This is a genomic window from Alteromonas sp. 5NW40-0090, assembly GCF_057552975.1.
This window is the reverse complement of the sequence record NZ_BAAJLT010000012.1, coordinates 150,685-166,849: the sequence shown is the minus strand read 5'-3', so window position 1 is coordinate 166,849 and position 16,165 is coordinate 150,685. Positions and strand designations below refer to the sequence as shown.

Annotated in this window: 14 protein-coding genes; 7 read left to right on the top strand and 7 right to left on the bottom strand. The window is 44.7% G+C overall.

Annotated elements, in window-relative coordinates; translation table 11 throughout:
- Nucleotides 1-89: 89 nt before the first annotated feature.
- Complete coding sequence (locus AC27KT_RS15695; protein ID WP_487131497.1) at nucleotides 90-488, top strand: response regulator; 399 nt, start codon at nucleotides 90-92, stop codon at nucleotides 486-488.
- 88 nt (nucleotides 489-576) lie between these two features.
- Here AC27KT_RS15695 and arsB read toward each other — a convergent pair whose 3' ends face one another.
- The 6 genes from arsB to AC27KT_RS15665 all read right to left on the bottom strand — a co-directional run bounded on the left by arsB (nucleotide 577) and on the right by AC27KT_RS15665 (nucleotide 5,111).
- A complete protein-coding gene (gene arsB, locus AC27KT_RS15690) occupies nucleotides 577-1,605 on the bottom strand; it encodes an ACR3 family arsenite efflux transporter (protein ID WP_456251617.1) in 1,029 nt (342 codons plus the stop codon).
- Between the two features lie 23 nt (nucleotides 1,606-1,628).
- The gene (gene arsH / locus AC27KT_RS15685) at nucleotides 1,629-2,396 is read right to left on the bottom strand and encodes an arsenical resistance protein ArsH (RefSeq protein ID WP_487131495.1); all 768 of its coding nucleotides are present in this window, start codon (nucleotides 2,394-2,396) and stop codon (nucleotides 1,629-1,631) included.
- Complete coding sequence (locus tag AC27KT_RS15680) at nucleotides 2,396-2,863, bottom strand: arsenate reductase ArsC (protein WP_487131493.1); 468 nt, start codon at nucleotides 2,861-2,863, stop codon at nucleotides 2,396-2,398. Before AC27KT_RS15680 ends, arsH begins: the two co-directional genes overlap by 1 nt.
- 133 nt (nucleotides 2,864-2,996) lie before the next feature.
- Complete coding sequence (locus AC27KT_RS15675; protein ID WP_487131557.1) at nucleotides 2,997-3,350, bottom strand: metalloregulator ArsR/SmtB family transcription factor; 354 nt, start codon at nucleotides 3,348-3,350, stop codon at nucleotides 2,997-2,999.
- 133 nt (nucleotides 3,351-3,483) lie between these two features.
- Nucleotides 3,484-4,173: a protein-tyrosine phosphatase family protein gene (locus tag AC27KT_RS15670; RefSeq protein ID WP_456251614.1), complete on the bottom strand. Its 690-nt coding sequence runs from the start codon at nucleotides 4,171-4,173 to the stop codon at nucleotides 3,484-3,486.
- A 170-nt stretch (nucleotides 4,174-4,343) separates the two neighbouring features.
- Nucleotides 4,344-5,111 carry a hypothetical protein gene (locus AC27KT_RS15665; protein WP_487131490.1) on the bottom strand — a complete coding sequence of 256 codons (768 nt, stop codon included), beginning with the start codon at nucleotides 5,109-5,111 and terminating at the stop codon, nucleotides 4,344-4,346.
- A gap of 173 nt (nucleotides 5,112-5,284) precedes the next feature.
- Here AC27KT_RS15665 and AC27KT_RS15660 point away from each other — a divergent pair, with 173 nt between their 5' ends.
- The gene (locus AC27KT_RS15660; protein ID WP_487131488.1) at nucleotides 5,285-6,583 is read left to right on the top strand and encodes a sensor histidine kinase; all 1,299 of its coding nucleotides are present in this window, start codon (nucleotides 5,285-5,287) and stop codon (nucleotides 6,581-6,583) included.
- Nucleotides 6,580-7,224 carry a response regulator gene (locus AC27KT_RS15655; RefSeq protein WP_487131486.1) on the top strand — a complete coding sequence of 215 codons (645 nt, stop codon included), beginning with the start codon at nucleotides 6,580-6,582 and terminating at the stop codon, nucleotides 7,222-7,224. The genes AC27KT_RS15660 and AC27KT_RS15655 overlap by 4 nt, the downstream gene beginning before the upstream one ends.
- A gap of 54 nt (nucleotides 7,225-7,278) precedes the next feature.
- Here AC27KT_RS15655 and AC27KT_RS15650 read toward each other — a convergent pair whose 3' ends face one another.
- The gene (locus AC27KT_RS15650; RefSeq protein ID WP_487131484.1) at nucleotides 7,279-8,436 is read right to left on the bottom strand and encodes an S-(hydroxymethyl)glutathione dehydrogenase/class III alcohol dehydrogenase; all 1,158 of its coding nucleotides are present in this window, start codon (nucleotides 8,434-8,436) and stop codon (nucleotides 7,279-7,281) included.
- 189 nt (nucleotides 8,437-8,625) lie between these two features.
- Here AC27KT_RS15650 and AC27KT_RS15645 point away from each other — a divergent pair, with 189 nt between their 5' ends.
- The 4 genes from AC27KT_RS15645 (at nucleotide 8,626) to thrB (ending at nucleotide 16,083) form a co-directional block, all read left to right on the top strand.
- Nucleotides 8,626-9,504 (top strand): LysR substrate-binding domain-containing protein, encoded by an 879-nt coding sequence (locus AC27KT_RS15645; RefSeq protein ID WP_487131482.1) that lies wholly within the window; start codon nucleotides 8,626-8,628, stop codon nucleotides 9,502-9,504.
- Between the two features lie 81 nt (nucleotides 9,505-9,585).
- Nucleotides 9,586-12,135 carry an excinuclease ABC subunit UvrA gene (locus tag AC27KT_RS15640; protein ID WP_487131480.1) on the top strand — a complete coding sequence of 850 codons (2,550 nt, stop codon included), beginning with the start codon at nucleotides 9,586-9,588 and terminating at the stop codon, nucleotides 12,133-12,135.
- A 376-nt stretch (nucleotides 12,136-12,511) separates the two neighbouring features.
- Nucleotides 12,512-14,977, top strand: coding sequence for a bifunctional aspartate kinase/homoserine dehydrogenase I (gene thrA / locus AC27KT_RS15635; RefSeq protein WP_487131478.1), 2,466 nt, complete (start codon nucleotides 12,512-12,514; stop codon nucleotides 14,975-14,977).
- A gap of 161 nt (nucleotides 14,978-15,138) precedes the next feature.
- On the top strand, nucleotides 15,139-16,083 hold the full coding sequence (gene thrB, locus AC27KT_RS15630) for a homoserine kinase (RefSeq protein WP_487131476.1): 945 nt from the start codon (nucleotides 15,139-15,141) through the stop codon (nucleotides 16,081-16,083).
- Nucleotides 16,084-16,165 lie beyond the last annotated feature (82 nt).

The following is a 16,165-nucleotide window of genomic DNA, read 5'->3' as shown; positions in this document are numbered from 1 at the left end:
CCAATAATCTGATGTTTTTATTATTTTCTTATACTTTCGTTTAATGTATTCTGAAGATGGATTAGTAACCAATTATAAGATTGTGATTGATGGGTTTTAATATTCTAATTTGTGATGATTCAGCGCTGGCACGTAAAATGGCCAGACGCAGCCTACCTAAGGGGTTTGCTGAGGCTATCTATGAAGTGTCCAATGGTATGGACGCGCTAGAAGTGCTGGGGCATCATACCATCGACCTAGTATTGTTGGATTTAACAATGCCAGTCTTAGGTGGTCTTAGCGTATTAAGTGAAATTAAACGCCGCCAGCTTGAGACGTTTGTTATTGTGATTTCAGGCGACATTCAGCCCATAATGCAAGAAAAAGTGATGTCATTGGGCGCACTGGGTTTCATTGAAAAACCTATTAAACGCGAAGAGTTAACCTTGGTGTTACGGCGCTTTGGTTTTATTCTTCCTGATACATATAAAGCACCAATTGCAGTCTAGAATTTGAATTCATAAAAAAGGGCGAACCATAGGTTCGCCCTTTGTTGTTTTCCCACTATCATCGCTGCTGATTTCTTATAGGCATTACTTAGTCAAACCAGTGGCGAGTTTTGTTTGCAAACCACACTAGCGAAAGCATAACGGGTACTTCAACTAATACACCCACCACAGTGGCAAGTGCTGCGCCGCTGTGCAAACCAAATAGTGAAATTGCTACGGCTACCGCCAACTCGAAAAAGTTCGATGTACCAATCATACATGCCGGTGCTGCAACATTGTGCGGTAGCTTCATGCGCTTCGCGGCAAAATAAGCAATGGCAAAAATACCGTAAGTTTGTATAAGTAACGGTATCGCAATAAGCACGATGTCTTGCGGCTGCGACAAAATAGTTTCGGCCTGAAGACCAAACAAAATAACAATAGTGAGAAGCAGACCAATAACTGAAAAGGGTTTGAACTTGCTAACCAATGCGTCAACAGCGCCATTTCCTTGCGTGTTATTACTTTTATTTTCCAAGCGACGGCGCGTGATATATCCCGCTATCAATGGCATTACAACATACAGCGCAACAGAAAGCAGGAGGGTGTCCCACGGTACGGTTATATCTGTTACGCCCAGCAGCATGGCGGTAAGCGGTGCAAAGGCAACGACCATAATCAAATCGTTAATTGATACCTGGACTAACGTGTAGTTAGCATCCCCTTTGGTAAGGTGACTCCACACAAATACCATCGCTGTGCATGGAGCGACGCCCAGTAAGATCATGCCGGCAATGTACTCAGTGGCAGTTTGCGGATCTACCCAGTCGGCAAAAATGCCCTTAAAAAACAGCCAACCTAATAATGCCATCGTGAACGGCTTTATCAGCCAGTTAATCACCAAGGTGAGCACAAGGCCTTTCGGCTTTTTACCTACGTCTTTAATTGAGCCAAAGTCTATTTGTACCATCATTGGGTAAATCATTAGCCAAATAAGTACTGCCACTATCAGGTTTACGTGCGCATATTCAAGTGCCGCAATAGACGCAAATACACCTGGCATGGCATAGCCTAGGCCCACACCTGCAACAATGCAAAGGCCAACCCACACTGATAAATAACGTTCAAAGAAACCCATCTCTACCCACCTTTGTCTTAATTTTACAGCGATTTTTGATTAACACGCTTACTCACTTCTTCTGCGCTTTCAACGCGCTCAGAATAGCGATCAACGAGAAAGTCTTTGTTGTCGCGGGTGAGCAAAGTAAATTTCACCAACTCTTCAACAACGTCCACTATGCGGTTGTAGTAAGGTGACGGCTTCATGCGACCATCGTCTTCAAATTCTAGAAAGGCTTTTGCCACAGAAGACTGATTAGGGATGGTTAGCATGCGCATCCAGCGGCCTAAAATGCGCATTTGGTTTACCGCATTAAACGATTGTGAACCGCCGGAAACCTGCATAATCGCTAGTGTTTTACCTTGAGTTGGTCGCACGCCGCCAAGGCTAAGCGGTACCCAGTCAATCATGCTTTTAATGATGCCAGTCATGCTGCCGTGGCGCTCTGGTGAACACCAAATTTGCCCTTCAGACCACATCATAAGCTCACGCAGTTCTTTCACTTTTGGATGTGAGTCATCTTCAGTATCTGGCTGAGGCAATCCACGAGGGTCAAAGATTTTGGCTTCAGCACCAAAGTACTCAAGCAATCTTGCCGACTCTTCAATTACTAGGCGGCTGTACGAGCGTTCTCTGAGCGAGCCGTAAAGTAGCAAAATACGCGGCTTGTGATCTGAGAACCTTGATGCAAAGTTAGCCATAATTGGCTTGTGCATTTGCGTCATTACCGCGTTATCAGATGGGCTTTGTACCGTTGAGCTTTCTTGGCTGCTTGATATATCTTGGCTCATTGATTTACTGTTACCCATTACTGGGCTCCTAATTTTGATAGTGCCTCTTTAAGCGCTGCTTTATCTAAGTTTTTCTCAGCAAGTTCTGCTAATGCCGCTACACGCTTTTTAATAATATCGATGGTGTTGTTGAATGCCTCTGCTTTCTCTTGTTCGCTACCTTCTAACTTAGACGGGTCTTCTAAGCCCCAGTGCACCTTAAGAGATTTACCGAAATAAACAGGGCATGACTCGCCCGCCGCTGAATCACAAACCGTGACAACAAGATCAGCATCGTAATCTTCAAATTCGTCCCACGACTGGCTTTGAAGGCCGTCTGTATTGAACCCGCGTTCAACAAGGTATTTAAGAGAAAGAGGGTGTACTTCACCTACAGGCTGGCTGCCAGCACTACGCGCTTCCACATTGCCGTTCGAGGCGTTGGTGATGGCCTCGCAAAGAATGCTGCGGCAACGGTTGTGCGTACAAATATATAAAATCTTCATATAAAACCTTGTTTAATGGTCGATGCTACTGTGGGTAGCTGTAATAAATAGAATAAGACTTCAAAAAAACAGATATTTGGCGACGTATTAAGCTGCAATAAACACCAGTGTTGTCATCCAGAAAGTTTGGAATCTAGCAATTCTCGCAGGACAAATTCGCTAACGCCTCGCTAATATATTCATTGTTATGAATAGCGGTGTTCTTAATAACCTCCAGTGCCCAAGCAGGTAGGTCAGGATGGAGCTGGTAATACACCCACTTGCCCTTACGGTTATCGAGAACTAAACCGCACTTTCGTAAGTCAGCGAGATGGCGTGAAATTTTGGGCTGGCTTAATTGAAGCGCATCAGTAAGGTCGCACACGCATAGCTCACCTTTTACGCTGAGCATAAGCAGCGTCTTTAAGCGGGTGTCTTCCGACAAGCATTTGAAAAATGTTAAAGGCTTTAGCTGTGCAGGTTCACAACAATTAGACATAAAAAACATCACATATGAAATTTCGTATGTGATGTATCGTATATGAAATTCCGTATGTGTCAATGATAAATCTGAAATTTCATATATGCTTGGTAGGGAAGAGTGGGTCTTAGACCGCTATTATTCTCGGTAAGCCAGAAATTTAGTGGTTTTCAGGAGCGGCAGCCTCGAACGACATCGCTACATGTTTACCGTTTACCTCATTGTAGTGGGCAATTACTTCGTTCATGAAAGCGAACCATGTTGGATTCGGATGCCAAATAGCCATAAGGTCTTTTTGGGCAGCTTTTTCATTTTCACCAAGTACGTTAATTCTGTATAGATATGTAAAAGCAGCACCTCGCCAATTCAGTTTACAGTGCGTGAGTACCTTGTCTTCTTTGATATCGACGGTTTGCATAAATGCAGCGTAATTTAAAAAGTTGGCTAATGTGGGGCCTTGCCAATCCACGGGCACATTAAAGTAGTCGAGTCCTAATTCTGAGGTAGTTAAGATTTCGCTGGTTCTATCCCCTGGGATCAAATCTACAACGTGCGTCACCCCTTTTTCTTTCAGTAAAGAAAGGTGCGAGGCATCGGGCAAGCCCGAAGAGAACATATATGGTGCGTTTTCTTGGTAATTGGTGAGCGTTGCAAGTGTGGGTTTGGTATTCATTTGCGCTTGGTCACTGGTTTGCGGTGTTGAATTGTCTCCATGATATGCGCTTGCATGTGCACTTAAACCTAGCCCTAAACTAATACAGGTCGCACCAACAGCGAAACTACGCTTAGACGTTTGAAATGATAGCTTATCTTTCAGTATTTTAAGTGCTGCTGAATGGTGCTTTTTCATAATTTAGCGCTCGATGTTGACACTGGTTAATGGTGGCGTTATTGCCATTTCTTACGTTACACATTTGATGGCTTGTTGTCCAAGTGGCAAAGCCATTGTTATGCAAACAGGCCTTAACCGTGGCATTGATAACAACTTCTGAATTGAATTTTTACATATCACTTTTAAGTTTAACTTCTCACTACCTTAGTTTTTAAAGAAGGCGTATTACTACCAGATGATTTTGGTTTGTATTTACAGCTAAGCCAGATTGAAAAAGGAACGCCTATAAGGGCAGGCAGAACCCAACTGACAAGTTGCAGTGAAGGCGAACCTTCGAATAACGCACGTCCTCCAAAGGCAAAAAATGCGGTATATGCACCAATACCAGAGCCAATGATATGTCCAATGTGCTCAGTTACCCACGAACCTGCAACGATGTTTTTTTGATAAACATAGCGCACAATACCGACGGCATTTAACAGAGCAATAGGGGCAAAAATACAGGTTAGCGTAATGCCGTACGTAATACCCTGATACAACGCAATGGAAGCTACGACAAAAAGCAGTGCGGGTAGCCATAAATATTCAATTGTGCGCAGCTGCTCAAGATCTTGCTTCACTTTAAGCACCGCTACAGAATGCCTGACGTTGTTCCACACCAACAGGCTTAACATCAGCAAAAAGAGATATTGACCTCTAAGGTATGCAGTGAAATAAGCAACAGACTCAAAGTGCTCGGGCATTGTTGGGTATATGACTAGCGGAATAAACAGCACCATCGTAGAGCTAATAACGCCACTAATAGACGTAAATAGCATCGCTTTTATATAGTAACCCCCAAATTTCTTGTGGGCTTTTCCGCCCTTTCTCGTAAAACTAGGCACCCAAAATAGTAAAAGTGACAATGCACCCGTTAAAACGTGAAGCGCTACTATAAAGCCATGAATTGTTTGCATCTTGCTTTCCTTTGGCAATGAACAAAATTGTAGGCTTATAGTGATAACTTCACGAGATTGACAACAGTGCCAGAAGTCATGAAATAAAAAGTGACTTCTGGCCTATGCATTGAACTGTGTTTTTTGTCAAAGTAACGCTATAAGAACGAAAAGCTATAGGTAGTCAGAAACGAATGAAAATCTCAATCCCTGCTCATTGGCGGGTGAGCATCGATATTGAGCGTGCATCTGCATGCATTACGTGGTTGTTTGTAAGCGGCTCTGCACTTTACTTCTTGTATCATCAATACTCATTCATGCATTGGCGAACCCTCTCCGCCCTTGCTATTTTCTGTGTGCTAGCGGTGACTTTTGTGATTGTCAGTAGGCATGACCACAGTATGCCTTCGTTAAGACTGCCACTGTTATGGACGATGTTTCTATTGGCGGTACTTTGCCAGTTTTTGCTTCCCTATGCCTACCTTGCCATCTTCATTGTTATTTGGTCCGCCATTCTTCCTTACTATGTTAATTGGAAAAAGTGCGTAGTGCTTTCAATACCATTGGCTTTACCCACAATCCTAATCCAAGGATGGGTGTGGCAAGAGCAGCGAGCTGTCTTAACCGGCGCGCTTTTTTGGACATTCAATTTATTTGCCATGATCATGTCAAACACGGCCATTAAAGAATCGAAAGCGCGTGAAGAAGCCGATGCGCTCAATAGACAATTATTAAGTACTCAGCAACTAATGAAGCAGGCGCTGACTCAAGATGAACGCCTGCGTATAGCGCGAAACATTCACGATGTTTTAGGGCATCATTTGACGGCGCTTACCATTAACCTTCAAGTCGCGTCGAGAAAGGCGGATTTATTAGAGAGCACTGAATCGCAAGCCATAAAGCAGTACGTTGTGCAGTCCCACAGTATCGCAAAGCTTCTACTTTCTGATGTTAGAGAAGCGATTTCTGACATTCGGGAAAATGCGGCTATTGATTTTTCATTAGCGGTAAACGCACTAATAAAAGATTTGCCTAGGCCGATGGTAAATCTGCACATTGACGACGATTTAATGTTAACCAACGTGCGAATTGCCGATTGCCTGTTGCGAAGTATGCAGGAGGCGCTAACTAACGTGATCCGCCATACACAGGCGCATTATTTTTCCCTATCACTGACGCAACACAACGGCGCTTATAACCTACTAATGCAAGACAGCATGGTGCCGTTGACGGCTGATAAGAAACTAAGTGGTGAACAGGCAAGTAGCATACCGCTTTTCGACAATGCTCCGTGTAGGTATTTAGAAGGTGCTTGTGCAGAAGGCGTACAAAAGGAAGCAGGGCAAAGCGAATCGGACACTTCAATTCATGTGGTGGCTGGCAATGGCCTAAAAGGAATGCAGGAGCGGGTTCATGAGCTAAATGGAACTATCAGCTGGCAGCAAACCGAACAGGGTTTTCGCATCGCAATTCACATTCAGGAGGGCGAATGAAAACACGCCTTATTTTAGTAGAAGATCAAATGCTGGTGAGGGAAGGCATCAAATCACTTTTAGGGCTTGATGATAGCGTTGAGGTTGTTGGCGAATACGAAAATGGTCAGCAGCTCATTGATAGTGAAAACGCTTTAAACTGTGATGTGATATTAATGGATATTCGCATGCCCAAATTATCGGGTATCGATACTTTGCTTGCACTGAGTGATAAAGGGATTAGTACGCCAGTGCTAATGCTTACAACGTTTGACGATCATGAATTGGTGAATGGCGCAATGCGCGCGGGTGCAAAAGGGTACCTGCTTAAAGATGTGTCGCTAGAAACCCTAGTAGACACTATTACACAAATAAAAAATGGCAAAACGCTGATTCAGCCTGCGGTAACCGAAAAAGTGTTGCAAGGCTTGAAAGGACTGAACGTAGAATTTGAATCGTTCGAAAACCCAGAGCCCCTTACTGAGAAAGAAGTCGAAATTCTCCGTTTGATCGCTGCGGGTTACAGTAATAAAGAAATTGCAGATGCCATGTTCAAATCTACAGGTACCATCAAGAACCAAGTTTCTTCAGTCATGGCTAAGCTTGGTGTACGAGATAGAACGAGGGCAGTGCTTAAGGCGTTAGAGCAGGGGGTATTGTAATCAATAAAAGGAGAAGCAGAGCTTCTCCTAACGTGTTCCGAGCTAAGGCTTAAATTATTTATCCATATGCACAACAGAGCGGATACTTTCACCTTTATGCATTAAATCAAAGGCATTGTTAATGTCACCAAGACCCATGGTGTGAGTGATAAACTCTTGAAGGCCAAACTCACCATTTAAGTATTGCTCTACAATACCTGGCAGCTCTGAACGACCTTTAACACCGCCAAATGCAGAGCCGCGCCATACGCGACCTGTCACTAACTGGAATGGGCGCGTTGAAATTTCTTGTCCTGCACCAGCTACACCAATGATCACAGATTCGCCCCAACCCTTGTGACAGCATTCAAGGGCAGAGCGCATAACGTTTACGTTGCCGATACATTCAAACGAGTAGTCAACACCGCCGTCAGTCATTTCAACAATCACTTCCTGAATAGGCTTATCGAAATTCTGTGGGTTTACCACGTCAGTTGCACCAAGCTGTTTTGCTAGGTCAAACTTACTTTCATTAATATCAATACCAATAATGCGGCCGGCGCCTGCCATGCGTGCACCAATAATGGCAGATAGACCGATACCACCTAACCCAAAGATAGCAACCGTGTCGCCTTCTTGTACTTTCGCCGTTTTAAGCACGGCGCCCATACCGGTTGTCACGCCGCAGCCAAGTAAGCATACTTCTTCTAATGGGGCGGTTTTGTTAACTTTCGCTAGCGAGATTTCGGGCAAAACCGTGTACTCAGAAAATGTTGAGCAGCCCATGTAATGATAAATTGGCTCACCATCTTTTGAGAAGCGGCTTGTGCCGTCTGGCATTAGGCCTTTACCTTGGGTTGCACGTACCGCTTGGCAAAGGTTGGTTTTGCCCGATGTACAAAACTTACACTCGCCACATTCTGCGGTGTAAAGTGGAATAACGTGATCGCCAACTTCTACGCTGGTCACGCCTTCACCCACCATTTCAACAATACCGCCACCTTCGTGACCTAAAATTGAAGGGAATACGCCTTCTGGATCTTCACCTGATAATGTAAATGCGTCAGTGTGGCACACACCAGTTGCAACAATGCGTACAAGCACTTCGCCCTTTTTAGGAAGCTCTACATCAACTTCTTCCATCTCTAACGGTTCACCTGGGCCCCAAGCCACCGCAGCTTTTGATTTAATGTGGGTTTGACCTTCCTGCAATGAATCTTTGAATGACGCCATGTAATGACTCCTTAACCATAAATAAATGATGATGTTTTATAGGCCAAAGTATAGGAGACGGATTACTATTGATAAATACAGTTTTAGTAAATCACTTTTTCATATTTGTAATAATTGGCTTGGCAAAATAGAATTTATGTAGTGAAAAAAGTTTTATATTGAATAAGCTCAAATTTGTGAGTAGCAATAATGAAGTATTTAGAAGGTATAGCTGAGTTTTGTGCAGTGGCAGACGTGGGAAATTTTACCGGTGCTGCAAATAAGCTCGATACATCAGTAGCGCAAATAAGCCGAAAAGTCTCGTCACTAGAGAAGCATCTTGGCGTTAAATTATTGCAACGCACAACGCGAAGCGTATCGCTTACTGAAGCGGGTACGCAGTATTTTCAGCAGGCATTGCCTGCCTTAAAAGCTCTTGAAGATGCACAGCTATCTGTCAGCGCACTCCAAGCATCGCCGCAAGGCTTGATAAAACTCACTGCGCCGGTGGCGTTTGGCGAAGCATTCATCGCGCCTTTGCTCAATACCTTTATGCAAAAGTACGCTGGCATTAGTGTGCAATGCACGTTCTCAAACGAAAAGCTCGATATTGTGGAGCTTGGTCTCGATCTCGCTATTCGTATTGGCAAATTAGAAGACTCGACACTGGTTGCTAAAAAGTTGGCTACACGTCATTTGTTTGTATGTGGAAGTAGGGATTATTTTAAAGAGCAAGGTCAGCCCAAAAGTATTGAAGCGTTAAAAGAGCACTCGCTGCTGGTGGGGTCACAACCACATTGGCGTTTACTTATCGATAATAAAATTCAAACAATTCCTGTACAGGGGAGAGTACGGTATAACAGCGGGAATGCCCTATGCAGCGCCGCGGTTGCTGGCTTGGGTATTGCACAACTCCCCGGATTTTACGTGCGTAAAGCGTTGGCGTCCGGTCAGCTAATAGAGATTTTTCCTGAGTATAAAGATAAACAAGAGGCTATCTGGGCTGTCTTTCCTTCAAACCGCAATGTTGCGCCTAAAATTAGGCTACTTGTTGATTTCTTGGCTCAACATATAGTTTCAGATAGCTAAAGTGCATCCGCAAAAATAGTGATCGAAATGAAGAACCTGTGCCTAACCAATCTGTAATAAACGTGATTAGCAGGTGATGAAGTGCACAATGATGAGGGAAAAATTCACGTACGCGGCGCCCGTGTACACAACTTAAAAAATATCAGTATCGATATACCGCGAAATGAAGTGGTGGTGTTTACCGGTGTATCTGGCTCAGGAAAATCTTCTTTGGCTTTCGGTACGCTTTACGCAGAAGCTCAGCACCGCTATTTAGATTCAATATCACCTTATGCCAGACGGTTAATTGACCAGGTGGAGAAACCTGACGTAGACGCGATTGACGGCTTACCGCCTGCTGTGGGCCTACACCAGCGCCGTGGCGCACCTTCAGTTCGTTCTTCCGTTGGCAGCATCACCACGCTATCTAATAGTCTGCGAATGCTTTATTCCCGGGCCGGGGATTATCCCAAAGAGCAGAGCATTGTCTACGCAGACGGGTTTTCTCCTAATACACCTGAAGGTGCATGTGAACACTGTGACGGTATTGGAAAAGTTTTTGACACACAAGCTCATCGCCTTGTACCTGACGACAGCCTCACCATACGTGAGGGCGCCGTGGCAGCTTGGCCTGGTGCGTGGCAGGGCAAAAACCTAGTAAGGGTATTGTTGTCGCTAGATATCGATGTTGATATTCCATGGCGTGAACTGCCTCAAAAAACGCGTGACTGGATCTTATACACCGACGAAATGCCTCAGGTACCCGTATATCGAAACTATAACCTAGCGCAAACCCGTAAAGCACAACAAGAGGGCGAACCTGCCAGCTACAATGGCAAGTTTATCAGCGCGCGACGTCATGTGCTCGATACCTTCAAATCGTCTCAAAAAGAGAAGATGAAGCAGCGGGTTGCTCCCTTTATATCTGTTGAAGCATGTCCGGTTTGCCGTGGAAAAAAGCTTAAGCAGAATGCGCTGACAGTGAAAGTTGATGGCTTAGATATTATTGAGTTTTCAAGGCTGCCACTACAGCAAGTTCACGAAAAGCTTCAGGCGTTAAGAAAGTCAGTGAACGGCGATACTTCAGAGCGTGGTCAGGTGATACGTACTATTACGGGCGACATTATTGAAAGAGTGAAGCCTATAATAGCGCTTGGGCTTCATTACATTTCGTTAGATAGAAGTACAACAAGTATCTCAGTAGGCGAACTACAGCGATTGCGTCTGGCGACCCAGCTTAAATCGAACTTATTTGGCGTTGTCTTTGTTATGGATGAACCTTCATCAGGTCTTCACCCTCGCGACGTAGAAGGGCTTATTCGCGCGCTTCACAATATTACCGAAACGGGAAATTCACTACTCGTTGTCGAGCACAACCCTTACGTCATTAAAGGCGCTAACTGGGTTGTAGATGTAGGGCCGAGAGCGGGAATGAACGGAGGTGAGCTTGTTTATAGTGGGCCGGTTAACAAACTAGCAAGCATAAAAAACTCCCCAACGGCAGACTATGTTTTTAACAATAAAGCCCTAAGCCAGCGTATCAAGCGAAAATCATCAGGGGTATTGCGTTTAAAAGACGTGTCCAGAAATAATGTCAGCTATGTTGATATTGATATTCCACTGGGTGTGATGACCTGTGTCACAGGCGTTTCCGGCTCTGGAAAGTCGAGTTTAATTAGCCAAGCATTAGTTGAGTTAGTCAAAGATGGTTTAAACTCTGCTGAGAAAGAAGGGATGCGAGCGAATGAAACGAGAGAAACGAGAGAAACGGAAGAACTGCTTACTGACGCCAATTCGCTTCTTGCTAACGACACCTTCTCACATAAAAATGAACCGCGACAAGGCCGTATTGAAAGCGGACTTGAAGAGTTAAGTCGTATAGTTGTGGTAGATCAGTCTCCCATCGGCAGGACACCCCGTTCAACTTTGGCAACCTATACCGGCATATTTGACCAAATCAGAAGTTTATTTGCTTCAACCGAAGAAGCAAAATCCCGTGGTTACGATGCGGGCCATTTCTCGTTTAACATTGTAAAAGGTAGGTGCTCACATTGTGAAGGCTTGGGTGTGGTATCGGTAGAACTATTGTTTATGCCGAGTGTTTATTCCCCCTGTACCGTTTGTAATGGTCAGCGTTTTAACGAAAACGTACTGGAAGTTGGGTACAACGAACATTCTATCGCTGATGTACTATCGCTTACGGTTGAAGAAGCGTTATCTGTATTTAATAGTAATCAAGTCATTACGCGTGGGCTTCAAACGCTTATGAATGTAGGGCTTGGCTATTTAACCCTTGGGCAAAGTGCTACTGAATTATCAGGCGGCGAGGCGCAGCGCATTAAACTAGCGTCAGAACTTAAACGTGCTCAAAATGCTAATACCCTTTACGTGCTTGATGAACCTACTACAGGGTTACATCTTTCAGACACTGCATTACTTATGCAGCATTTAAGTACGTTAGTTGAAGCGGGGAATACGGTGGTGATGGTTGAGCACAATATGCAGGTGGCTGGGGCTTGCGACCACATTATTGATATGGGGCCAGGCGCTGGTAATGAGGGAGGAGAAATAGTTGCTGAAGGCAGACCAGAGGAGGTTGCTAAGGTCCAACAAAGTGCAACAGCCCCATTTTTGAAGGCGAGTTTGGCTTAAAGAAAGGTCTTGATTGAGTTAGGGTTGAATGATCTTAGAAATAAGTCGTTGTTCAAAGCTACTTGAGTACAAGTAAGCCAGCAAAGAAACGGCTTAAACTCGTATTTGTACCTTAAAAAGAAATATTAATTAAAGAGTGTTGCACTTTTTGCAATACAGTGTAGTGAAAACTGCGGTTGACATATAGACGTCTATACGGCAAATTGCTTGTATGAAAAAGATTCTACTTACTCGCACCACCATTATGTTGATTACCACCTTAAAAAGGGCGGTCGCTGACTAGTGCAAGTAAGCAAAAGACAACGAAAGCCCGCCTAACACAGAGCGGGCTTTTTTTTACACACGTTTTAGCATGCGTAACCTTAAGGAGCAGCATATGAAAGTCTTAAAGTTTGGGGGTTCTTCTCTAGCCGATGCACCGCGATACATGCGCGTTATGGAAATTAGCACGGCGACCCACCAAACCGACGGTGCTGCGGTTGTACTCTCTGCCCCAAAGGGGGTAACGAACGCGCTTTCACTACTATGTGAACAAGCAGCCGCGGGTGAAGATTTCCAGCCATTATTCGATAAGTTGAACGATACGGTTACGGGCATTGCCAACAACCTAAACGAAGAACTCGACGGGTTTGCACATGCAAGCGTGGTAGAATTCATTAATAGTCACTTGTCAGTATTAAAACAGCATCTTGAAGGCATCAAGCTGCTTGGTGTTGCGCCAGATAATGTTGCTGCTGGTATTCTAAGTATTGGCGAATACATATCGGTGACGCTTTTTAGCGCTATGCTATCGGCTAAAGGTATCGCAAATCGCGTTATCGACCCAGTTAAATATGTACTTGCCGAGGGCGATTACCTAGACAGTATTGCCGACGTATCGCTAAGTAAAGCACGTTTTTCAGATGTACCTACTGATGGCAGTGAGTTTTTGGTTATGCCTGGTTTTGTCGCTGTTAACGAAGCAGGCGAAAAAGTCACGCTTGGGCGTAACGGCTCAGACTATTCAGCGGCTATTTTGGCGGCCTGTATTGACGCAAGCTGCTGTGAAATTTGGACAGACGTAGACGGTGTGTATAACGCTGACCCGAATCAAGTTGAAGGGGCAGTGCTGTTAGATAAGCTTACCTATCAAGAAGCGATGGAGCTGTCTTATTTCGGCGCTAAGGTGCTTCATCCGAAAACTATCGGTCCTATTGCACAACACCATATTCCTTGTCTGATCAGAAACACACTAAACCCAGCTGCGCCAGGTACGCTAATCAGTAATGAAAAAAGCGAGGTGTGGACGTCGGTGAAAGGTATTTCACAGCTTGATAACGTCACCATGTTTAACGTTGCAGGTCCTGGCCTAAAAGGCATGGTTGGCATGGCAAGCCGAGTGTTTGAGGTGATGTCGAATGCCAATATTTCAATAAGCCTTATTACGCAGTCATCGTCAGAATACTCAATCAGTTTCTGTATTCAAAGCAAAGACGCCAGCCGGGCGTTAACGCTACTTGAAGATGCCTTCGCGCTTGAGCTTCAAAACCAATTACTAGACCCCATTGAAGTACGTCATGACCTGGCCATTGTTACTTTGGTTGGCGATGGAATGCGTCAAACTAAAGGGTTAGCTGCGCGTTTCTTTAACTCGCTTGCCCAAGCGCGAGTAAACAACGTTGCTATTGCTCAGGGCTCTTCAGAGCGCTCTATTTCAACGGTAATTGAAAGCAAGCGTGCTAAGAAAGCGGTGAAGGTCATTCACCAGAATTTTTTCTCTGACCGCCATACCATCGACGTATTCCTAGTAGGGTGTGGCAACGTGGGGACTGAACTGCTAGGTCAGATAGAAAAGCAACAACCTGCACTGCTTAAACGTAATGTACAACTGCGGGTATATGGCATTGCGAACAGCCGAAAACTGCTGTTAAACAGCCAAGGTATTGATTTAAGCGGTGACTGGAAAGCGGCACTTGATTCTGCAAGTGAAGGTTTGAGTGTAGAGCGCCTGCATCAGTTCGCAAACGACAATAGTTTGGTAAACCCGGTGATTGTTGACTGTACCAGTCACGAAGCGATTGCACAGCAATACGTAGATATGATGGAAAGCGGTTTTCACGTGGTAACGCCTAACAAAAAGGCAAATACCTCCGCTATGTCTTACTACCGTAAGCTACGTAAAACAGCACTTACCACGAACCGCCAATATCTTTATGAAACTACGGTGGGTGCAGGCCTTCCTGTTATCGACAACCTACAAAAACTATTCAGTGCAGGCGATGTGCTTCACCGTTTTGAAGGTATTCTTTCGGGCAGCTTGTCTTACGTATTCGGTAAGCTTGAAGAAGGCATGAGCTTGTCGCAAGCGACACAAACGGCTAAAGATAATGGTTTTACAGAGCCTGATCCGCGCGATGACTTGAGCGGCATGGACGTAGCGCGTAAGTTGCTTATTATGGCTCGTGAAGCTGATTTAGCGTTAGAGCTATCTGATATTGATATTGAGTCTGTGCTGCCAAAAGGTTTTGCTGAAGACTGTTCAATTGACGAATTTATGCGCCAACTTCCAGAGCTAGATGCTGCGATGAATGAGAAAGTTGAAGCGGCTAAGGCAGAAGGTAAAGTACTTCGTTATATCGGCAGTATTGAAGACGGAAAATGCAAAGTAAGCATTCAGGCTGTACCAGCGAGCAACCCGCTTTCGCAGGTAAAAGATGGCGAAAACGCACTGGCTATTAATAGTGACTACTACAGCCCTATCCCTTACGTGATCAGAGGGTATGGTGCGGGTGGCACGGTAACGGCAGCTGGTGTGTTTGCTGACATTCTGCGTACTATGCCGTGGAAACAAATGGCGCACTAAGGGCTAAATAACGCTTAGCTCGCTTGGCGTAATGAATAAGCGGCTAAAGTAAAAAATTCGAAGGTGCGACTTAGGCCAGACATGTTGTGGCATTGAATTAAAGCGCTAATTAGAAGCGCTAGTATAAAAGCTTGCGCCACTAGCGAAGTAAGAGAAATAATATGAAAGTATTCAAGGCCTTTGCGCCGGCATCAATTGGAAATGTAAGCCTAGGCTTTGATGTATTGGGCGCAGCGCTTGCGCCTGTTGACGGCACTAAGCTAGGTGATGAAGTTGAAATAAAGACGGCTGAGTCATTTTCATTAGAAACGGTGGGGCGCTTTGCGCATAAACTCCCGAGCGATGCAGATAGCAACATTGTAACTAAGTGCTATCACTATTTCTGTGAGCAAATGGAAAGGGCTGGAAAAACAACCTCTCCTGTTGCGCTAACGCTGCATAAAAACCTGCCTATTGGCAGTGGTTTAGGTTCAAGTGCAAGTTCTATTGTTGCAGCATTTGCAGCACTAAATGCTTACTTCAATACCCCATTTGATGAAGATACGCTACTCATTATGATGGGGGAGCTAGAAGGACAAATAAGCGGTAGTATTCACTATGATAACGTTGCTCCCTGTTACTTAGGTGGTATGACGTTAATGACAGGTAGCGATGCGCCGGTTACGCTATCATTGCCTTTAAATGACGAGTGGTACTATGCCGTTTGCTATTCAGGTATAAGCGTATCAACAGCGGCTGCTCGCGATATCCTGCCTAAACAAGTGGATATGGCGACGGCACTAACATTCGGGCGACAGTTAGGTGTGTTTGTTCATGCCTTGCATGCGGGTAACTTTGATTTGGCGGCGTCGGTAATGAAAGATGTTATAGCTGAGCCTTACAGAAAATCGTTACTGCCTGGATTTGATGAAGCACGTGCGTTTAGTGAGCAAGCGGGCGCGCTCGCTTTTGGTATTTCGGGCTCAGGACCAACGGTGTTTGCCGTATGCCCAAGCAAAGCGCAGGCGGAAAAAGTCGCAGCATATTTAACGGCGAACTACATTCAAAATGAAGATGGCTTTAGCCATGTGTGCCAAATACCAAGCCAAGGCACCATTGTTTCTTAAGGTACATAGCTTTTTAAGGTACATGGTTTCTTAAAGGCAAATGATTTCCTAAAAGCACAATAATTTTTTAAAAGATTAAAAG